The organism is Streptomyces sp. NBC_01216 (genome assembly GCF_035994945.1).
Taxonomy (GTDB): Bacteria; Actinomycetota; Actinomycetes; order Streptomycetales; family Streptomycetaceae; genus Streptomyces.
On record NZ_CP108677.1, the window covers coordinates 1771884 to 1792973 of the forward strand.

Genomic DNA, 21090 nt, shown 5'->3' on the forward strand with positions numbered 1-21090 from the left:
CTGAACTCTCTCTAGGAGACGGATTCGTGCAGGCGGTCCGCCTGCTTGTCCTTCACTGGCCCTATGACGGACAGCGAGGGCCGCTGTCCGAGCACCTCGCGGGCGACCTCGCGGACCTCGTCCGGGGTCACCGCGGCGATCCGGGCGAGCATGTCGTCGACCGACATCTGTGTGCCCCAGCACAGTTCGCTCTTGCCGATGCGGTTCATCAGCGCTCCGGTGTCCTCCAGCCCGAGGACCGTGGAACCGGAGAGCTGCCCGATGGCACGGGAGATCTCGTCGGCGGTCAGTCCTTCGGAGGCCACCTTGTCGAGCTCGTCCCGGCAGATCGCGAGAACATCGTGGATCTGGTTGGGGCGGCAGCCCGCGTACACGCCGAAGAGGCCGCAGTCGGCGAATCCGGAGGTGTACGAGTACACGCTGTAGGCCAGACCGCGTTTCTCCCGGACCTCCTGGAAGAGCCGCGAGGACATGCCGCCGCCGAGGGCGGTGTTCAGCACGCCGAGCGCCCAGCGGCGCTCGTCGGTGCGGGCCAGGCCCGGCATGCCGAGCACGACATGGGCCTGCTCGGTCCTGCGGCCGAGGACGTCGACACGGCCCGCGGCACGGATGGTGCGCCGGCCGTCGCGGGGGGCGACGGGGCGGGCGTCGGGGCGGCCGAGCGCGCCGGCCTTCTCGAAGGCCCGACGGACCTGGCGCACCACGGTGGCGTGGTCGATGTTGCCCGCCGCCGCGACGACCAGGTGGGTGGGGTCGTAGTGCTTCTTGTAGAAGCGGGCGATCCGGCCGCGGTCGAGGGCGTTGACGGTGTCGACGGTGCCGAGGACCGGTCGGCCCAGCGGGGTGTCGCCGAACATGGTCTGCGCGAACAGGTCGTGCACCACGTCGCCCGGGTCGTCCTCGGTCATCGCGATCTCCTCGAGGATGACACCGCGCTCCGCGTCGACGTCGCTCTCCAGGATCAGGGAGCCGGTGAGCATGTCACAGACGACGTCGATCGCCAGAGGCAGATCGGTGTCGAGGACCCGCGCGTAGTAGCAGGTGTACTCCTTCGCGGTGAAGGCGTTCATCTCGCCGCCGACCGCGTCGAGCGCGGCGGAGATGTCGAGGGCGCTGCGCCGCCCGGTGCCCTTGAAGAGGAGGTGCTCCAGGTAGTGGGTGGCGCCGTTGAGCGTGGGCGTCTCGTCGCGGGAGCCCACGTGTGCCCAGATGCCGAAGGTGGCGGAGCGCACGGAGGGCAGTGTCTCGGTGACGATCCGCAGGCCGCCGGGGAGGGTCGTGCGACGGACCGTGCCGATGCCGTCCTTGCCCGGGAGAAGCGTTTGGGTACGGGCGACGGCCCGCCCCTCCGAGGAGGGGCGGGCCGTCGTCACGGAACTACGGGACGTCACTGGTCGGCGTCGTCCTTCTTGTCGGTGCCCTCGGCGGCACCCTCTTCGTCGGCGACCACGGGGATCAGCGAGAGCTTGCCGCGCTGGTCGATCTCGGCGATCTCCACCTGGACCTTGGAGCCGACCGCGAGCACGTCCTCGACGTTCTCCACGCGCTTGCCACCGGCGAGCTTGCGGATCTGCGAGATGTGCAGCAGGCCGTCCTTGCCCGGGAGCAGCGAGACGAACGCACCGAAGGTGGTGGTCTTGACGACCGTACCCAGGTAGCGCTCGCCGACCTCCGGCATGGTCGGGTTGGCGATGCCGTTGATCGTGGCGCGGGCGGCCTCGGCCTGCGAGCCCTGGGCGGCACCGATGTAGATGGTGCCGTCGTCCTCGATCGTGATGTCGGCGCCGGTGTCCTCCTGGATCTGGTTGATCATCTTGCCCTTGGGGCCGATGACCTCGCCGATCTTGTCCACCGGAATCTTGACGGTGATGATGCGCGGCGCGTTCGGGGACATCTCGTCCGGAACGTCGATGGCCTCGTTCATCACGTCGAGGATGTGCAGACGCGCGTCACGGGCCTGCTTCAGCGCGGCGGCCAGGACCGAGGCGGGAATGCCGTCGAGCTTGGTGTCGAGCTGAAGCGCGGTGACGAAGGTCTTCGTGCCGGCGACCTTGAAGTCCATGTCGCCGAACGCGTCCTCGGCGCCGAGGATGTCGGTCAGGGCGACGTAGTGGGTCTTGCCGTCGACCTCCTCGGAGATCAGGCCCATGGCGATGCCGGCGACGGGCGCCTTCAGCGGCACACCGGCGTTCAGCAGCGACATGGTGGAGGCGCAGACCGAGCCCATGGACGTCGAGCCGTTGGAGCCGAGGGCCTCGGACACCTGGCGGATCGCGTAGGGGAACTCCTCGCGCGTCGGCAGCACCGGCACGATGGCGCGCTCGGCGAGCGCTCCGTGGCCGATCTCGCGGCGCTTGGGCGAACCCACGCGGCCGGTCTCGCCGACGGAGTACGGCGGGAAGTTGTAGTTGTGCATGTAGCGCTTGCGGGTCACCGGGGAGAGGGTGTCCAGCTGCTGCTCCATCCGGAGCATGTTGAGGGTGGTGACGCCCAGGATCTGGGTCTCGCCACGCTCGAAGAGCGCCGAGCCGTGCACGCGCGGGATGGCCTCGACCTCGGCGGCGAGGGTACGGATGTCCGTGATCCCGCGGCCGTCGATGCGGACCTTGTCCTTGATGATCCGCTCGCGGACCAGCTTCTTGGTCAGCGCGCGGTAGGCGCCGGAGATCTCCTTCTCGCGGCCCTCGAAGGCCGGGAGGAGCTTCTCGGCGGCGAGCTCCTTGATGCGGTCGAGCTCGGTCTCGCGCTCCTGCTTGCCGGCGATGGTGAGCGCCTGGGCGAGCTCGCTCTTGACCGCGGCGGACAGCGCCTCCAGGACGTCGTCCTGGTAGTCGAGGAAGACCGGGAACTCGCCGGTCGGCTTGGCGGCCTTGGCGGCGAGGTCCGACTGGGCCTTGCACAGGGCCTTGATGAAGGGCTTCGCGGCCTCGAGACCGGCGGCGACGACCTCTTCGGTCGGCGCCTCCGCGCCGCCCTTGACGAGCTCGATCGTCTTCTCGGTGGCCTCGGCCTCGACCATCATGATCGCGACGTCGCCGTCCTCCAGGACGCGGCCGGCGACCACCATGTCGAAGACGGCGTCCTCGAGCTCGGTGTGCGTCGGGAAGGCGACCCACTGGCCCTTGATCAGCGCGACACGGGTGCCGCCGATCGGGCCGGAGAAGGGCAGGCCGGCCAGCTGCGTGGAGCAGGAGGCGGCGTTGATCGCGATCACGTCGTAGAGGTGATCGGGGTTGAGCGCCATGATCGTCTCGACGATCTGGATCTCGTTGCGCAGGCCCTTGGCGAAGGACGGGCGCAGCGGCCGGTCGATCAGGCGGCAGGTGAGGATCGCGTCCTCGGAGGGGCGGCCCTCCCGGCGGAAGAAGGAGCCGGGGATCTTGCCGGCCGCGTACATCCGCTCCTCGACGTCCACCGTCAGGGGGAAGAAGTCGAGCTGGTCCTTGGGGCGCTTGGACGCGGTGGTGGCCGAGAGGACCATCGTGTCGTCGTCCAGGTACGCGACGGCGGAGCCGGCGGCCTGCTTGGCCAGACGGCCCGTCTCGAAGCGGATCGTGCGGGTGCCGAAGGTGCCGTTGTCGATGACGGCCTCGGCGTAGTGGGTCTCGTTCTCCACTAGCGGTTTCTCCTACGTGTTCGTCTTTTCGTCCATCGGCCCGTGTGGCCGGGGACGGTCATATGAGGAGAAGCCCGCCTGGGGTGCGGGCCGGTCTTCGATCGAAGCACCCGGGATGGGAGTCCGGGCGCCACTACCGAGGACCGGCGGCGGGCCGGCGGCTTCTCGCTCGCGCCTATGGCGTTGTCCCACCAGACTAAGTGGCGGTCGGCACATTGCGCACGTACGGCAAAGGGAGCGGCCCCCTATTCGTGGGAACCGCTCCCTTCACGACGTCTTACTTGGCACCGCCGGCCGCGCCACGGCGGATGCCCAGGCGGTCGACCAGCGCACGGAAGCGCTGGATGTCCTTCTTGGCCAGGTACTGCAGCAGGCGGCGGCGCTGGCCCACCAGGATCAGCAGACCACGACGGGAGTGGTGGTCGTGCTTGTGCTGCTTGAGGTGCTCGGTCAGGTCCGAGATACGACGGGAGAGCATCGCGACCTGGACCTCGGGGGAGCCGGTGTCGCCCTCCTTGGTGCCGAACTCGGCCATGATCTGCTTCTTCGTAGCGGCGTCGAGAGACACTCGGTACTCCTCTTGTGTGTTCGTGCGCCCTCGAGTGCCCCTGGTCTTGGTCTCAGGGGGACTTCCGTGACTCGGAGGCGAAGGTTCGATGAGCGCAGCTTCCAGAGGGAACCCTGAATCCGTGGTTCCGGTGGATTTGGGATGGTTCCGGGAGCGCGTACACAAACGACCGTCACACAGCGTACCAGCTCGTGGGACCGTCGTTACTTGCTGGTGAGTGAGCGGGCCGCGGCGAAGACGTCGAGGACCGCCAGGCAGAGCGGGACGAGGGAGAGCAGGACGAAACCCTCGGTGAGGTCGAGCAGCCGGCCCCAGAAGGGCGAGAGCCCCTTCCTGGGGATGATCAGGCCGACCGCGGTGACCAGCGCGGCGCCGGCGGCCACGGCCGCGGTGAGCCAGATCGTGCGGATGTCCAGGCCGCCGCGGTCCCCGTACATCAGGAGGTCCTTCACGAGGTCCACCGGCGGGTTCAGGGAGAGTCCGAGGATCAGCAGGGCGATGGCGACGATGCCGGCGACCAGGACGCAGACGACCTGGGAGGTGTAGCGGAAGAGCCGGGCGCGCAGCAGCATCGCGAGACCCGCGGCGAGTGCCAGCAGCTGGCCCCAGACCTGGCCGGCGAAGCCGAGCACGGCGGCGGAGCCCACGACGACGGCCGCGCAGCCGCCGACCAGGCCGAGGAGCATCTCGTGGCCGCGGCGGGCCTGGAGGGCGACGCGCTCGCCGTCGACCGGCTGGGCCTCGTCGGGCAGCGGCTGGCCGGGCTCGGCGTGGAACTCCTCGTCGGCGGCGCTGCGCGGGGCGGCGTATCCGATGGGGAGGCGGGCGAAACGGGCCGAGAGGCCGGGCAGGAAGGCGACCAGGCCGATGGCCACCGGGGCGCAGACCGCTGCGGTCTCGGTGGCGGACGACTCGGCGAGGATCGCGAGGAAGGTGGCGAGGGTGCCGACGGTGGCCAGGAAGGTCGCGGCGACGAACGGCGCGTCCCCGCTGGGCGTGAGGACGACCAGGGTGACGGCGGCGACCAGGACGGCCACACAGCCGAGCAGGAACTGAAGCCGGCCCGGCCCCTGGCCGGCGTCGGGTCCGACGATGCCGGAGCCGGCGATGAGCAGGAGCGGGAGGGCGCCGAGGCCGAGGGCCACGGCGGTGGCCCGGTCCTGGTAGACCCGTGCGCGCACCCCGGCGAAGGCGGTGAGCAGGACGCCGACGGCGCCGGCGACGACTCCGGGCAGGCCGTGCATGTCGTGGCGCACCGGGTCGGCGTACCAGAGCACGAAGCCCATGAGCACGAGCAGCAGCACTCCGGCGGCCAGTCCGGCGCCGCGCAGCAGGTCGTCGCTCCACAGGTGCCGGTCGCGGGTGACGGCGGAGGCGACGGCGTCGGAGACGTCGTCGAAGACGGCGGGCGGCAGCGACTGGGCGAAGGGGCGCAGCGAGAGGACCTCGCCGTCGAGGACCTGCTGGGCGGCGAGCGTGCGCGCCCCGTCCAGGACCGAGCCGTCGCGCCGGACGAGGTGGTACCCGGTCGGGGTGCCGGCGGCCTGGGTCTGTCCGGTGAGCCGCAGGATCTCCGGGTAGACGTCGGCGACCGCGATGTCCTCGGGGAGCGCGACGTCGATACGACTGTCCGGCGCCACGACGGTGACGCGGCAGAAGCCGGTCGCTGCGGTCGTACTCACGTGTCTGGACCCCCTGATTCGCGGTTGCGCACAAGTGCGGCGCCACCCTACCGGGCACAACCCCCCATGGCTGCAAGTAGGATCGCCCTCTCGCGGGGGAGGCCGTCGTTGATGGGGGCGCCGGTACGGAAACCCCCCTCGAGAGACCCGCCCGCGACAAGGGATTGATGCTCCGGTGAGCCAGCTCGTCGTCAAACGCCCGCCGAGGTCCCTTCCTCCGGAAGTGCCCAGTGAGGAACTGGTGCTGGAGCCCCCGCCGGAACTCCCGCGGGGGCAGCAGGAAGGCATGCTGATGCAGCTCCTGCCGATGCTCGGCATGGGTTCCTCGGTGGTGTTCTTCTTCATGCCGGGCGCGCATCCGTTCATGCGGATCATGGGCGTCCTGATGCTGGTCTCGACGGTCAGCATGGCCATCGCCCAGCTCGTGCGATTCCGCAAGGGTACGCAGGGGCAAATTGCCGATGTGCGGCGCGACTACCTCAAATACCTCGCGCAGACCCGGCGTACGGTCCGGCGCACCGCGCGGCGGCAGCGCGAAGCCCAGTTGTACTTGCACCCCTCTCCGGAGCAGTTGTGGTCGGTGGTGGCGGAGGGGTCGCGGGTCTGGGAACGCCGGGTGGGCGACCACGACTTCGGGCAGGTGCGCGTCGGTCTGGGCACCCAGCAGCTGGCCACGCCGCTGGTGGCGCCGGACACGGCTCCGGTGGACGAGCTGGAGCCCCTGTGCGCGGGCGCGATGCAGCAGTTCCTGGCCGTGCACGGCTCGTTGGACGGGCTGCCGATGGCGGTCTCGATGCGCGCCTTCTACCACGTGACGGTGTCCGGTGAGCCGGAGGCGGCGCAGGCCGCCGCGCGCGGTCTGGTCGCCCAGCTGGTGACGCTGCACTCCCCCGACGACCTGATGGTCGCCGTCGTGGCGGCGCGGAACGCGCAGGAGCGCTGGGACTGGACGAAGTGGCTGCCGCACACGCAGGTCGCCGGGCAGGTCGACGGGGCGGGCACGAAGCGCCTGTTCGGCGACGATCTCGCCGAGCTGGAGCAGTTGGTCCGTTCGCGTCTCGACGGGCGTCCGCGGTTCAGCCGCGACAACCAGCCGGTGCTGGACCAGCCGCATATGGTGGTCGTCCTCGACGGCGGGATGGTGCCCCCCGACTCCCTGCTGGCGGCGCCCGAGGGCCTGCAGGGCGTGACCATCATCGAGGTGGTCCCGGGCGAACTGGACGAGCCGCGCGGTGGACTGTCCGTGGTGGTACGGCCGGGGCGGCTGCGCCTGGAGTCGGGCGGCGGCTACGCGTACGAAGGGCTGCCGGACGGGATCTCGTTGCCGGCCGCCGAGGCGCTGGCCCGGCAGCTCGCGCCGCTGCGGATGGGTGGCGGGGACGACGACGAACCGCTGCTCGCCAACCTGGACTTCACGGATCTGCTGAACCTCGGGGACGCCGACTCCGTGGACGTCGCGCGGACCTGGCGGCCCCGTTCGGTGGCCGAGCGGCTGCGGGTGCCGATCGGTGTCGGCGAGGACGGCCAGCCGGTCATGCTGGACCTGAAGGAGGCCGCGCAGGAGGGCATGGGTCCGCACGGGCTGTGCGTGGGCGCGACCGGTTCGGGCAAGTCGGAGCTGCTGCGCACCCTGGTACTGGGTCTGGCGGTGACGCACTCCTCGGAGACGCTGAACTTCGTGCTCGCCGACTTCAAGGGCGGCGCGACCTTCGCGGGCATGTCCCAGATGCCGCACGTCGCCGCGGTCATCACCAACCTCTCCGACGACCTGACACTGGTCGACCGCATGGGCGACGCGATCCGTGGTGAGCTCCAGCGCCGTCAGGAGCTGCTGCGCTCGGCCGGCAACTACGCCAACATCCACGACTACGAGAAGGCGCGGGCGGCGGGTGCCCCGCTGGAGCCGCTGGCCTCGCTGGTCCTGGTGATCGACGAGTTCTCGGAACTCCTCACCGCCAAGCCCGACTTCATCGACATGTTCATCCAGATCGGCCGCATCGGCCGGTCCCTGGGGGTCCATCTGCTGCTCGCCTCGCAGCGGCTGGAGGAGGGCAAGCTCCGCGGCCTGGACACGTACCTCTCGTACCGGATCGGTCTGCGGACCTTCTCGGCGGCCGAGTCCCGTACGGCGATCGGTGTGCCGGACGCGTACCACCTGCCGTCGGTGCCGGGTTCGGGCTATCTGAAGTTCGGCACCGACGAGATGACCCGGTTCAAGGCGGCGTACGTCTCCGGTAGCTACCGGACGGGCGGGCCGCGCCTCGAGGCCGGGCAGCTGCCGGTCGAGCGCCGCCCCGCGGTCTTCACGGCCTCGACGGTGCCGGTGGTGTACGCGGCGCCCGACCCGGCGTATCCGACGAGGCGCGAGGAGGAGGACGAGGCGCTCGCGGACACGGTGCTCGACGTGATCGTGCGCCGGCTGGAGGGCCAGGGCGTGCCGGCCCACCAGGTGTGGCTGCCGCCGCTGGACCAGGCTCCGTCGCTGGACCAGTTGCTGCCGGGGCTCGCGCGGACCGCGGACCGCGGTCTGACGGCGACCGAGTACACGCGGCCAGGTGGGCTGACGGTGCCGCTGGGCCTGATCGACAAGCCCTTCGAGCAGCGCCGGGAGGTGCTGTACCGGGACTTCTCCGGGGCGGCGGGGCACATGATGGTGGTCGGCGGTCCGCAGTCGGGCAAGTCGACGCTGATGCGGACGCTGATCGCGTCGTTCGCCCTCACCCACACGCCGGCCGAGGCGCAGTTCTACGTACTGGACTTCGGTGGTGGCGGCATGGTGTCGCTGGCCGACCTGCCGCATGTCGGCGGGGTCGCCTCCCGGCTGGACCCGGAGCGGGTGCGGCGGACGGTCGCGGAGGTGCTCGGCGTGCTCAACCGGCGCGAGGAGTTCTTCCGTTCACACGGCATCGACTCGATCGCCACCTACCGGCGCAAGCGGGCCGCGGGCGAACTCCCGGGCGAGGCATGGGGCGACGTGTTCCTGCTCGTCGACGGTTGGGGCGGTTTCCGCAACGACTACGACATGCTGGAGCCGGTGGTCTCGGACATCGCGGCCCGCGGTCTGGGCTACGGCATCCACGTGGTCATCACCGCGGCCCGGTACATGGAGGTGCGGGCCGCGCTCAAGGACCAGATGCTCGGACGTCTGGAGCTGCGGCTCGGTGACGTGATGGACTCCGAGTTCGACCGCAAGGTCGCGGCGAACGTCCCGCCGGGCGTGCCGGGCCGTGGTCAGGTCCCGGAGAAGCTGCATTTCATGGGCGCGCTGCCCCGGATCGACGGGGCGAGTTCGGCGGCGGACCTGTCGGACGGTACGGCGGCGTTCGTCCGGGCGGCGAAGAGCGCGTGGTCGGACGCGCCGGCCCCGGCCGTGAGGCTGTTGCCGCGGCGGCTTCCCGCGGAGCAGCTGCCGAAGGGCTTCGAGCACCCGCAGCAGGGCATCGCGATCGGCATCGACGAGACGAACCTGGAGCCGGTGTTCGTCGACTTCGAGACCGACCCGTTCTTCCTCGTCTTCGGTGAGAGCGAGTCCGGCAAGACGGCGCTGCTGCGCCTGATCGCGAAGCAGTTGTGCGAGCGGTACACACCGGAGCAGGCGCGCATCGTGGTCGGTGACTACCGGCGCACGATGCTGGAGGCGGTCGCGCCCTCGCACCTGCTGGAGTACGCGCCGATGGCGTCCGCGATGCAGATGCACATGGACGCGATCAACACGGTGATGACGAAGCGCGCCCCGAAACCGGACATCACGCCGCAGCAGCTGCGGGACCGGAGCTGGTGGACGGGCCCGCAGCTGTTCGTCCTGATCGACGACTTCGAGCTGGTGGCGACGAATTCGGGCAACCCGCTCCAGGTCCTCGTGGAGAACCTGCCGTTCGCGCGGGACGTCGGGATCCGCTTCATCGTGGCGCGCAGCGCCGCCGGCGCCTCGCGGGCCATGTACGAGCCCTTCATGCAGCGGGCGAAGGAACTGGGCGCGCAGGGCGTGATCCTCTCCGGCGATCCCGGCGAGGGCGACATCCTCGGCAACGTCCGTGCCCGCCCGATGCCTCCGGGCCGCGGCACCTTCGTCTCGCGCAAGCGGGGCACTCCGCTGGTCCAGCTGGGCTGGCTGCCGGACCGGACATAGGGCGGACCCGGCCGCCGCTCCGTCGTGGTGCGGAGCGGCGCCGGCCGGGGCGGAGCGGCCCGTTCGAGTGATCCGCCGGGGTGGGGTGCTTGCCCTAGGCTGGCGGGGCAGCTCGTTCGTACGACCGCGAGGGGACCCATCATGGCCGACGCCGCAGAGAAGGAACGTCAGAAGGAAGCGCTCTACGCGCTCGACATCTCCGGGGTCGAGTGGCTCGGTGCGCCCGGGACGAGTCCGGACGAGGAGCGGGTGGAGATCGCCTACCTGCCCGAGGGGGCCGTGGCCATGCGGTCGTCGCTCGACAAGGAGACCGTGCTCCGGTACACGAAGGCCGAATGGGACGCCTTCGTCCTGGGGGCCAGGGACGGCGAGTTCGACCTCACCTGAGTCCCGACGAGGTGTACGCGTGAGGGGGTGGCCCGTCGAACGGGCCACCCCCTCACGGGTGTCGGGCGGGTGCTCAGCCCATGTTCATGCGGAACCGGGCTGCGTTGCCCTTGTCGGTGTCCTGGTACCCGATGACCGACTCGTCCAGCAGCCGAGCGATGCGCATCAGGTCCTGGTTCATGCCCGCCATGTCCCGGGTGAGGCGGTCCTGGCTCTCGCGGTACGCGATCTTCGCCTCACCTTCCCAGTTGGAGGCGACCCGGTTGACCTCGGTCATGAGGTCTTCGAGCTTCTGGCTGAGCTGGGTGGAGGTCAGGCGGACGTCGCCCGCCGCCTGCGTCACGGTGTCGTAATTGACGGCAGTCGTCATGATGATGGCTCCTGGTGTGAGTGACGGGAGAGGAAGTGGCCGGGCCCGGAGCCTCAGGCCATGCCGAGGATGGCGCTCTGGCCCTGCGCGGTGTCGTCCATCTTCCGGAAGCCGCGGATGCGGTCCTCCTCCTCACGCGTGAAGCCGTCGGCGCTCATGCGCATGACCTCTTCGAGCTTCACGAGCTCGACACGCATGTTCTTCAGACGCAGGTTGAGGTCGTTCTGGACCCGGTCGTACTCCTTGCTGGCCGCGCCCTGCCAGCCCGCCTGGATGCGGTCGACGACGCCGTTGAGCGAGGTGATGCGGGCCTGAAGCTCGTCGTGGAAGTCCTGGATCCGGCCGGCGAGCTTGGTCTGCTCGGCACTGGTTACGTTCAGATTCTTCGACATCTTGCCCCTTCTTCCTTCGGTGGCCTCGACGGACGAACCGTCCGGCCTGCCGGTGCTGATGCGGACGGGTATCTCCTGATGCCGCCCCCGTGCTGGGTCACCGCACTGCCGTGCCCACGACGGTCACTCTAACCAGTTGGTACGACAGTTCCAACTGCAAAGCAATGGGACGGCACTTGGCGGTCCGGATCACCGGGCGCCTCCGCGGCGACCCCTGCTGTCACGGATCACGACGGCGGTCGTGGCGACCACCGCGACCAGGACGCCACCGATGCCGAGGGCGTAGGTGGCGAGTCGTTCCGTCCGCTCCTGCGGCGTCTCCGTCAGGGCGAGATGGGCGGGTTCGGGCGCGGGCGGCTTGGGCGGGCCGGGGTCCGGGAGGGGCCGCGACTGTCGTTCGGCACCGTCGGCGAGCGCGCGGACCGGGTCCACGACACCCCAGCCCACGTGGTTGTCACGGCCGTTGACGGACCGTACGGCCGTCTGCTCGATGCGCGCCACGATCTCGGCGGCCGTCCAGTCCCGGTGCTCGGCCCGCAACAGGGCGGCGACGCCGGAGACGTACGGGGCGGAGAAGCTGGTGCCGTTGTCGACGCACTGGCCGCCGCCGGGGACGGTCGAGACGATGTCGACGCCGGGCGCCGCCACGCCGACGAAGGTGCCGGACTGGGAGAACGGGGCACGTTCGTTGTTGCGGTCGGAGGAGGCGACGGCCAGTACCCCGGGGAAGGCGGCGGGGTAGGTGCTCTTGAGCGTGCCGTCCATGCCGTCGTTGCCCGCGGAGGCGACGACCACGATGTTCTTCGCCAGCGCCCTGGCCACCGCCTTGCCCATGTCGGAGTCGGGGCTGAGCGGCTGGGTGGTGTCCTGCGAGATGTTGATGACGTGGGCGCCCTTGGCGACCGCGTGGTCGATCGCGAGCGCCATCGTGTCGGACTTGCCGCTGTTCCGCTCGTCGTTCTGGCGGATCGGGATGATCGTCGCCTCGGGCGCGAGCCCGACGAAACCGGTGCCCGGACGGGGGCGGGCGGCGATGATCCCGGCGACCTTGGTGCCGTGACCGACCTCGTCGACCGTGCCGTCCGTCCTGCCGCGCGTCTCGTCGCCGGGTCCGGGGTTGTCCTTGTCCGGCTTGAGGTAGTCCTTGCCGGCCGAGGCGTCCACCGCGGTCTTCAGCTGCGGGTTGACGTCGTCGACGCCGGTGTCGATGACAGCGACCCGGATGCCCTTGCCCTTGGTGTCCTGCCAGAGCTCGTCCAGGAGTACCCGCTGGAGCGGCCAGGGGATGCCCTCGATCTGCTTCTTCATCGGAAAGGTGCACTCGCCGCTGCCGTCGAGACCGCCGGCGGAGAAGCCGGCTCCGTCTCCGCCGTCCCGCGTCGCGGCGGCGGCCTCGGCGCAGGCGGCCGGGGCCAGCACGAGGAGTCCCACCAGGGCCGTGGCGGCCGACAGGGCCGCGCCTCGGTACGTCGTCAACGCTGCCACCCCTTCTACGAGCCCTGCGGCTGGCGGGCGCTGTTGGTGTCGAGCCGCGGCCCCTTGGAAAGGAACTCCGACCAGGCCATCGGGACCAGCACCGGCGTCACCTTCTCGTAGCCGAGACGACTCTGCGCCTCGCTCGCTTCCGGACGTCCGTCCGTCTGCCCGCCCTGACCTCCGGCGCCGATGTCGGAGCGGGCGGCGTCGCTGTCGCCGTTCGCCTGGACCGCGTAGCGCAGCCCGGTGTCGGTCACCAGGAAGAGCGAGCCGTCCGGCTTGGCCTGGTTGCCCTGGACCTGGGTGTAGAGCAGCCCGCTGCCGGGGGTGACGTACGTGCTGGTGCCGCCGGCCGTGATCTCGGCCGGGTACCGGGTACCGGCCCAGGTGGTCAGCGTCGTACGGCCCTTGTCGTCGACCTTGTCGAGGACGCTGCACACCGTGTCGCGGGCGCCCGCGCCGCTCGTGGCGTTGACCTGGGCGGACTTGCGGGAGGGCCAGCGCAGGTCGGCGGCGAAGGCGGCGGAGTCGGGGGTGAAGGAAGCCGCGTCGACGGCGGTCGCGCGGCCGTCCATGTCGAGAGCGTCGGTCTGCGGGGAGTTGATGAGCAGCCAGGCCGTGAACTCCGAGACCGGCTGGACCTTGCCCGGCAGGACCACGTAGTGCTGCGGCCCGGAACCGGTCTGGGCGAGCAGGACCATTCCCACCCGGTCCTCGGTCTGGCTCAGTCCGCTCCCGGCGTCGCCGCCGATGCCGGCCGCGGTGCCGACCTCGCCGGGGATGCGCGGGAACTCGACGGGGCTGCCGGTGTGCAGGGTGGCGAGCCAGTCGTCGGTGACCGGCTGCGGCTGCCGGTTGAGGCCGACCAGCGCGGTGGCGAGTCCGGCGGACCGGGCCGGGTCACCGGGGATCAGGTACTTCGTGCCGGTGTGGTCGACGAGGTAACGGGCGTTGTCCTTCTGGCCCTTGACGTACAGGATCTGCCCGTCGACGAGCTTCTCGCCCTTGCCCTCGGTGCGCCTGAAGTCCCGGTCGGCGAAGACGAAGGTCGCCTTCTGCACGCTGGCCCCCTTGCCGCCGCCGGGCTGTTCGCAGACGGCCCAGCGCTTGGCCCGGCCGGCCTCGTCGGCGCTGGGCAGTCGGTCGGGCGCGTAGGGGATGCCGAGGATCGGGCCACGCGGCGGCTTACCCGCGTCGAGGACCGTGTCGTCGACCTGGATGACCGAGAACTCCTGCGGGGTGAGCAGGAGTCGGGCGGAGGCGAGGTTGAGCACGGGGTGGAGGAGTGTCTTGCCGCCCTCGCCCTTGCCGGTGGTGAGCACGACGTACCGGGTGGTCGACTGCTTGCCGACGATGACCTTGGTGCCGGGCTTGTCCCACCCCTTGGGGGCCTTGGGGCTGAACATGCCCCAGGCACCGAAGCCGGCGAGCACCAGCGCGCCGACGATCAGGCCGGGGACGACCGCGCGCAGCGGCTTCGGCGCCCCCTCCTCCGTACCCGAGGGAGAGGGTTGGAGAAATGCGGCCACCGTGCGCTTCTTCGCAAAGGTGTACGCGTTGAGCTCGTCCCGCCGTGATGCCATGAGTCCCCATTTTCGTCAGGCGCAGTCTTCACCGACGGGTCCGGGGAGCATGGCACCCGGGCCCCGGCTGTCGGACCGGCCCCCTACTATGCCTGCTGTCCGGCGGCGCGTGTGGGGCGGGTAGGGTGATCCAGCCGCCAATGCCCCGGCGGACCACGGGTGATCGGGACGAATGGGGGGGATTCTCCGTGATGGCATCCGCGACGCGGACACGGTCCACGGCGGGAGCACCCTCCGCGGCGTCTCCGGCGCGGCCGACGGCAGCGGACACCGGAACCTCGGCACCGGTCGCCCCGCGTCTGCGCGGGCGCCCGGGACACTTCGGGTCGTTCCGATTGCAACAGCTCGTGCTGATCGAGATCGCGGCGGCTTCGCTCCTCGTGGCCTGGGTCGTCGAACCCCTGCTGCTGGTCCCCGCGGGCGTGTTCGCGACCCTGCTGGTCCTGCTCGCCCTGGTGCGCAGGCACCGGCGCTCGATGCCGGAGTGGCTGACCACCTTCCTGGCACTGCGCGCACGGACCCGCCGGGCGGCCTCCCTCACCGTCCCGGAGGGCACGGAACCGGGTCTGGCGCCGCTCGTGGAGTGCGATCCGGCCCTGCGGACCTACGCGTACAGCGACCGGGACCGCCGGCCGGTCGGGATGATCGGCGACGGAACCTTCCTGACGGCGCTGGTGCGCGTCGAGTCCGAGGGCACGGCGCTGCGCCCGGACCGGGCGGCCCGGCCGCTGCCGGTGGCGCTCGTCCGGGACGTGCTGGAGGTCGACGGCATCCGGCTGGAGTCCGCCCAGATCGTGCAGCACACCCAGCCCGCGCCCGCCCCGCACCTGCCGGAGCAGTCGATGGCCGCGCGCAACTACGCGCCGCTGCAGGCCCAGACGGGGTCGCCGGCCCTGCGCATCACGTGGATCGCGCTGAAACTCGACCCCGAGCTGTGCCCGGAGGCGGTCGCCGCGCGCGGGGACGGCCTGGAGGGCGCGCAGAAATGCGTGGTGCGAGCGGCGGACCAGTTGGCCAGCCGACTGGCCGGTGCCGGGTTCCGGGCGACGGTGCTGACCGAGCAGGAGCTGATCGCCGCGCTCGCGACCTCGAGCTGTGCGAGCCCGATGGCCATCGCCCAGGCGGGACGGGGGCAGGCGCAGGCGCGCAGGACCCAGGAGACCGCACGGACCTGGCGGATCGACGACCGCCGGCACACCACGTACTGGGTGGGCCGCTGGCCCCAGTTGGGCGGCGCGGGAGGCGCGGGCGCCTCGATGCCCCAGCTCGTCGCGCTGCTGACGTCCCTTCCGGCGCTGGCGACGACGTTCAGCCTGACGCTGAGCGGCGGCGACCGCCAGGAGGTGACGGTCGCCGGACACGTACGGATCACCGGGCGCAGCGACGAGGAGCTGGTGGCGGCGCGGCACGAACTGGAGCGGGCGGCACGCGGGGTGCGGACCGGTCTGGTCCGGCTGGACCGTGAGCAGGTTCCGGGCATGCTGGCCTCGCTGCCGCTCGGAGGTGCGCGCTGATGTCCTTCTCCTCTCCTTCGCCCTACTCGTCCTCTTCGGCCGGCTCCGCGCCGTCCACGCGCGGCGGGAGCTCCCGCGCCGGCTCCGGCCGGCGGGCGGGGCGTCCGGCGACGCCCCGGTTCGGCTTCGGGCTGGTGGGCCCGCGTCGCGACCGTCACGCCGTGCCGCTGGAGCAACTCGGCGCGCTGGCCCTGCCGGTCGGCGACGACGGCATGGTCATCGGCGTGGACGCCGAGAGCCGGCCGGCCGTCCTGGGCATCAACCGCCCCACCCCGTACGACATCACCCTCATCGGCGGGCTGTGGACCGCTCAGATCATGGCGCTGCGGGCCGCCGCGACCGGGGCCCGCGTCGCGGTGGAGACCGGTCGGGCACCGGCGTGGACGGCCCTCGCGCAGGCGGCCGGGGGTGGCCAGCCGTGCATCACGCTGCACGATGTCGGCCGGGTACCGCCGCAGGGCGCCTCCGCGGGCAGCCCGGTGGTGGTGGTGCGGGACTGCGGCATGCGCCCCCCGCGCGGCCGGGTCGTGTCCGGCCCCTGGCAGTCGGTGGTGACGCTGCTGCCGTATCTGAGCCCGGTGGCGCCCAGGTTGCTGGAGAAATCGTCGCTCGTCGGCGTACAGCGGGTGTCCCCGGACGAGGCCGCGCAGATCGGTCGGATCATGGGATTGCCGCTCGCCGAGTCGGAGGCCCTGTCCACGCTCGCCGACGGGGTGACCCTGTGGTGTACGTCGGGTGACCGGCAGTTCGTGATGACACAGGCGACCGACGCCGAGACCGGATTGTTGGGCAGCGCCCGCCGTATGGACTGAGAACGCGCCACCCTTCAACTCGTCCGACTCTGTACCGTTTTGGAGCACCGTCCGATCGCCGGGGTGTGCGCTCGGCGAGGCGGGCGGGGCACGTGAGGACGGACGTGACCGCGGGTACGGGTGCGGGGCGGGCCGACGGCCTGCCCCGACGACGAGGATGGCGATTAGGGTGGGAAGGGCCCGCCCACGACGGCACACAAGGGTGCGCGACCACACCAGGAGGCAAAGTGAACGGCGATCGGGACGAGAGCCGCGGGGGCTGGAATCCGCCCGTCGACGATCAGTCCGACGCGGATCCCGCCGAGATGACGGGTGAGTTCACCATCGACTACACCCCTCCGGCCTGGTACACCCGGAACGCCACGGGAGGTACCACGACCGGAGGCGCGACGGCGCCGCCGCCGACCGGCGCGCCCGTGGCCGTTCCGGGACCGCCCGCGGGCAGCGGTTTCGAACCGACGTGGGGCCCCGTGCGACAGGCACCCGGGGCGCCCGTCCCGGCGACGTCCGAAGCGTCCGGTGCGCCCGTCCCTCCGGTACCCGGGACGCAGGGGCCGGTGCCGCCTTCCGCCGCGCCCGCGCAGGTACCCGAGCACTCCACCGCGCAGACTCCGGACGCACCGGCGCCGGTGGCGCGGCAGGAGCCCGCCGACGGAGGTTCCTTCGGGGGCGGAGACCTGGAGAGCGGTGCGACGATGCGCTTCTCCCCCGCCGCGCTCCGGCGCGAGATGGCGGAGATCACCGAGCGGGCGGAGAACTTCCGTTCCGAGGCGCGGCAGGCCGCGTCCGGCATGGACGCTGCGGCCGGTGCCACCCCCACGGGACCCGGCGACACCCGCGACACCGGCGACTTCCTCATGGCCGGTCCGGGCGAAGCCGCGACGGGTACGGGTGTGGGCGCGGATCGTGGCACGGAGCCGCACGGCCCGGACACGGACACGACCGCACCGGCCGCCCCGACGGCAGGTGCACCGGAACAGGATCCGTCGGGCGGGTCGTCGGACGCTCCCGGGGACCAGGAGTCCGGCGGGGCGGCCGAGGTGTCCGACGGACTCGCCGTCGATGCCCCGGGCGCTGGTCCGGAGGCCGCCGCCGCGTCCGGCGAGCAGCCTCCCGCCACGCCGTCCACCCCGGAGGCGACCGAGCCCGGCGCGCAGACGGCTGGTGCCCGGACTCCCGGTGCGCAGACGGCTGCTGAGCAGGTGCCCGTACGCGATGCCGACGATGCCGCCGCAGCGGCGGCCGAGGCCACGCCCGTGACGGACGCGGCTCCGGGGGCGGCGCTTCCCGGACCGGCGGACGCCGCGTTGGCGCCGGCTCCGGAGACGTGGGGCCCGAACGCGCCGCGGGGTGGCGCCGGACTCCCTCCGCTGCCGCCGTCGTTCCAGCCGGCCGCGCCGGCCTCCGCGCCGCAGTGGCCCATCCCGTCTCCGGAGGACAGCGGGCCCACGCCACAGCAGGGCGCACCGCTGCCCGCCGCCGCGTCCTGGCCCGCGGCCATGCCGCCGAACGCCCAGGCTCCCGCACAGCCCCAGACCCCGCAGGGCGGTTACGGCTTCCCCCACCCCGGCGCCCAACCACCCGCCACACCCCACCAACCGGCCATCCCCGCACAGCCCCAGACCCCACACGGCGGATACGGCTTCCCCCACCCCGGCGCCCAACCACCCGCCACACCCCACCAACCGGCCGCCCCCGCACAGCCCCAGACCCCACACGGCGGATACGGCTTCCCCCACCCCGGCGCCCAACCACCCGCCACACCCCACCAACCGGCCGCCCCCGCACAGCCCCAGACCCCACACGGCGGATACGGCTTCCCCCACCCCGGCGCCCAACCACCCGCCACACCCCACCAACCGGCCATCCCCGCACAGCCCGAGCCCGCGCAGCACCCGGTCGACCCGCGGACCGGTGCGGCCTGGCCCATGGCGCTCACGCACGACCAGCGCGAGCGTTCCGTGCCAGGTGCGCCGCTCGGGTACACCGCGGCCGTGGAGCTGTCCTCGGACCGACTGCTGCGCAACAACAAGCAGAAGGCCAAGTCGAGCCGGAATCCCGGTGCCTCGGCCCGGTTCAAGCTCGGTGGCAAGAAGGAGGAGGCGGAGCGGCAGCGGAAACTCGAGCTGATCCGCACGCCCGTCCTGTCCTGCTACCGGATCGCGGTCATCTCACTCAAGGGCGGTGTCGGCAAGACCACGACGACCACCGCCCTGGGCTCGACCCTGGCGACCGAGCGTCAGGACAAGATCCTCGCGATCGACGCCAACCCGGACGCGGGCACGCTCGGCCGGCGGGTCCGGCGTGAGACCGGGGCCACGATCCGCGACCTCGTCCAGGCGATCCCGTACCTGAACTCGTACATGGACATCCGCCGCTTCACCTCGCAGGCGCCCTCCGGTCTGGAGATCATCGCCAACGACGTGGACCCGGCGGTGTCGACGACGTTCAACGACGAGGACTACCGGCGGGCGATCGACATCCTGGGCAAGCAGTACCCGATCATCCTTACGGACTCGGGCACCGGTCTGCTCTACAGCGCGATGCGCGGCGTGCTCGACCTCGCCGACCAGTTGATCATCATCTCGACGCCGTCCGTCGACGGCGCCTCCAGCGCGTCGACCACGCTGGACTGGCTCTCGGCGCACGGCTACGCGGAACTCGTCCAGCGCTCGATCACCGTCATCTCGGGTGTCCGCGAGACAGGAAAGATGATCAAGGTCGACGACATCGTGCAGCACTTCCAGACGCGCTGCCGCGGGGTCGTCGTGGTGCCCTTCGACGAGCACCTCTCGGCGGGCGCCGAGGTGGACCTCGACATGATGCGGCCGAAGACCCGGGAGGCGTACTTCAACCTGTCGGCGATGGTCGCGGAGGACTTCGTACGGGCGCAGCAGGCGCAGGGGCTGTGGACCGGTGACAACCAGGGCGGTCTCCCGCCGCACATGGCCCCGCCGATGCCGGGTCAGCCGCAGGCGTACCCCGGGCAACCGGGCCCTTCGGCCCCGCAGCAGCCCTATCCGCCGCACCCGGGACACCCAGGACAGCCCGGCCTGCAGCAGGGGTACGCCCCACAGGCCCCGCAGCCGTACCCGCCGCACCCCGGTCAGCCCGGACACACCGGCGGGCAGCCCTACCCGCCGCAGCCCTACCCGCCCCAGCAGGGACAGCCGGGCATGCCGCAGGGCTGGCAGCAGCCGCCCGCGCCACCGGAGGGCGAGCAGCCCCCGGGCTCCGTGCCGCCCGCCGGATGGCCACAGCAGCCGCCGCAGGCGCCGCCGACCTCTCGGCAGTAGGGCGTCGGAGGAGTGAACCCACGAGGCTCCGTACCGGTTGTCCGGTACGGAGCCTCATCGCGTTCCCCGCAGCAGCCCACGGTGGCTTCCAAGCAGTCTTGCTCGACGCCCGAGGGCACGGCCCATGGACACGGCCACGAAGGTTCCGCCCGTCCGGTCGCTCCGGGCGGACCCATCCGCCTCCACCTCACGGCCGGTATCAGCGCCACGGCGCTCGTGGTCACCCCCGGGCCGCCCCGGAATCCGGCGGCGGGAGCGGCGGCGGGAGGCCACTCGACAGGCGCTCAGCCGCGGTCGTAGGACTCCGTCAGCTCGCGGCAGCGCTTGACGTCGGCGGCCATGGCCACCAGCAGGTCGTCGAGCGTGTCGAACTTCGACATCCCACGGACGTAGACGAGGAAGTCCACGGCCACGTGAAGGCCGTACAGGTCCAGGCCCTCGCGATCGATCGCGTACGCCTCGACGGTCCGCTCCGTGCCGTCGAACTGAGGGTTCGTCCCGACCGAGATCGCCGCCGGCATCCGCTCGCCGTCCGCCGTGAGCCAGCCCGCGTACACGCCGTCCGCCGGAATCGCCGTGTGCGGCAGCGTCTCGACGTTCGCTGTCGGGAAGCCGAGTTCGCGGCCTCGCTGCGCGCCCCGCACGACGACACCCTCGACGCGGTGCGGCCGGCCGAGGATCTCGGCGGCACCGGTCATGTCGCCCTCGGCGACCAGCCGGCGAGTGAGGGTGGAGGAGAACGGCTTTCCGCCGCCGGCCACACCGCTCACGTACAGGTCGATGACCTCGACCTCGTAGTCGTAGGTCGCTCCGAGTTCCCGCAGGAAGTCGACGTTCCCGGCCGCCCGGTGCCCGAAGCGGAAGTTGGGGCCCTCGATGACGGCCTTCGCGTGCAGCTTGTCGACCAGGACCTTCACGATGAAGTCGGCCGGGGACAGCTGGGAGAACGCGGCCGTGAACGGCAGGACCAGCACCGCGTCCACTCCCAGCTCCGCCATCAGCTCGGCGCGACGGTGGTGCGGCGCGAGCAGCGGCGGGTGACTGCCCGGTCGCACGACCTCGGAGGGGTGCGGGTCGAAGGTGACGACGACGACGGGGGCGTCGAGCTCGCGGGCCCGCTCCACGGCCCGCCCGATGATCAGCTGGTGTCCGCGGTGCACACCGTCGTAGGAGCCGATGGTGACGACGCTGCGCCCCCAGTCCTGGGGGATGTCCTCCAAGCCACGCCAGCGCTGCACTGTGACCGCTCCTCGTCCGCCTGTTCG

14 protein-coding genes are annotated in these 21090 nt (G+C 71.6%); 5 read left to right on the top strand and 9 right to left on the bottom strand.

Annotation, left to right across the window (positions count from 1 at the left end; all coding sequences use genetic code 11):
• Window positions 1-11: 11 nt before the first annotated feature.
• From OG393_RS07390 to eccD, 4 genes are all read right to left on the bottom strand, one after another.
• Window positions 12-1391 carry a M16 family metallopeptidase gene (locus OG393_RS07390; protein WP_327373829.1) on the bottom strand — a complete coding sequence of 460 codons (1380 nt, stop codon included), beginning with the start codon at window positions 1389-1391 and terminating at the stop codon, window positions 12-14.
• Complete coding sequence (locus OG393_RS07395) at window positions 1388-3616, bottom strand: polyribonucleotide nucleotidyltransferase (protein WP_327373830.1); 2229 nt, start codon at window positions 3614-3616, stop codon at window positions 1388-1390. The genes OG393_RS07390 and OG393_RS07395 overlap by 4 nt, the downstream gene beginning before the upstream one ends.
• A gap of 277 nt (window positions 3617-3893) precedes the next feature.
• Window positions 3894-4184 (bottom strand): 30S ribosomal protein S15, encoded by a 291-nt coding sequence (rpsO, locus tag OG393_RS07400; protein ID WP_158991116.1) that lies wholly within the window; start codon window positions 4182-4184, stop codon window positions 3894-3896.
• Between the two features lie 203 nt (window positions 4185-4387).
• Window positions 4388-5866, bottom strand: coding sequence for a type VII secretion integral membrane protein EccD (gene eccD, locus OG393_RS07405; protein ID WP_327373831.1), 1479 nt, complete (start codon window positions 5864-5866; stop codon window positions 4388-4390).
• A 175-nt stretch (window positions 5867-6041) separates the two neighbouring features.
• Between eccD and eccCa the strand changes: the two genes are divergently transcribed.
• Window positions 6042-9995 carry a type VII secretion protein EccCa gene (gene eccCa, locus OG393_RS07410; protein ID WP_327373832.1) on the top strand — a complete coding sequence of 1318 codons (3954 nt, stop codon included), beginning with the start codon at window positions 6042-6044 and terminating at the stop codon, window positions 9993-9995.
• A gap of 141 nt (window positions 9996-10136) precedes the next feature.
• A complete protein-coding gene (locus OG393_RS07415; RefSeq protein WP_327373833.1) occupies window positions 10137-10382 on the top strand; it encodes a DUF397 domain-containing protein in 246 nt (81 codons plus the stop codon).
• A 73-nt stretch (window positions 10383-10455) separates the two neighbouring features.
• On the opposite strand, the gene OG393_RS07420 is transcribed toward OG393_RS07415, so the two are convergent.
• The 4 genes from OG393_RS07420 to eccB form a co-directional block, all read right to left on the bottom strand.
• Window positions 10456-10752, bottom strand: coding sequence for a WXG100 family type VII secretion target (locus tag OG393_RS07420; protein ID WP_327373834.1), 297 nt, complete (start codon window positions 10750-10752; stop codon window positions 10456-10458).
• Between the two features lie 53 nt (window positions 10753-10805).
• Window positions 10806-11144 (bottom strand): WXG100 family type VII secretion target, encoded by a 339-nt coding sequence (locus OG393_RS07425; RefSeq protein ID WP_327373835.1) that lies wholly within the window; start codon window positions 11142-11144, stop codon window positions 10806-10808.
• Window positions 11145-11333: 189 nt separating this feature from the next.
• Window positions 11334-12620, bottom strand: a complete 1287-nt coding sequence (gene mycP / locus OG393_RS07430) for a type VII secretion-associated serine protease mycosin (RefSeq protein WP_327373836.1) — start codon at window positions 12618-12620, stop codon at window positions 11334-11336.
• Window positions 12621-12634: 14 nt separating this feature from the next.
• Complete coding sequence (eccB, locus tag OG393_RS07435) at window positions 12635-14203, bottom strand: type VII secretion protein EccB (protein WP_327373838.1); 1569 nt, start codon at window positions 14201-14203, stop codon at window positions 12635-12637.
• A 191-nt stretch (window positions 14204-14394) separates the two neighbouring features.
• Here eccB and eccE point away from each other — a divergent pair, with 191 nt between their 5' ends.
• From eccE to OG393_RS07450, 3 genes are all read left to right on the top strand, one after another.
• On the top strand, window positions 14395-15717 hold the full coding sequence (eccE, locus tag OG393_RS07440; RefSeq protein ID WP_327373839.1) for a type VII secretion protein EccE: 1323 nt from the start codon (window positions 14395-14397) through the stop codon (window positions 15715-15717).
• Window positions 15717-16529: a hypothetical protein gene (locus OG393_RS07445; RefSeq protein WP_327373840.1), complete on the top strand. Its 813-nt coding sequence runs from the start codon at window positions 15717-15719 to the stop codon at window positions 16527-16529. Before eccE ends, OG393_RS07445 begins: the two co-directional genes overlap by 1 nt.
• 227 nt (window positions 16530-16756) lie before the next feature.
• Entirely contained in the window at window positions 16757-19825 is a 3069-nt protein-coding gene (locus tag OG393_RS07450) for an SCO5717 family growth-regulating ATPase (RefSeq protein WP_327373841.1), read from the top strand.
• A gap of 284 nt (window positions 19826-20109) precedes the next feature.
• On the opposite strand, the gene OG393_RS07455 is transcribed toward OG393_RS07450, so the two are convergent.
• Complete coding sequence (locus tag OG393_RS07455) at window positions 20110-21063, bottom strand: bifunctional riboflavin kinase/FAD synthetase (RefSeq protein WP_327373842.1); 954 nt, start codon at window positions 21061-21063, stop codon at window positions 20110-20112.
• Window positions 21064-21090: the final 27 nt, after the last annotated feature.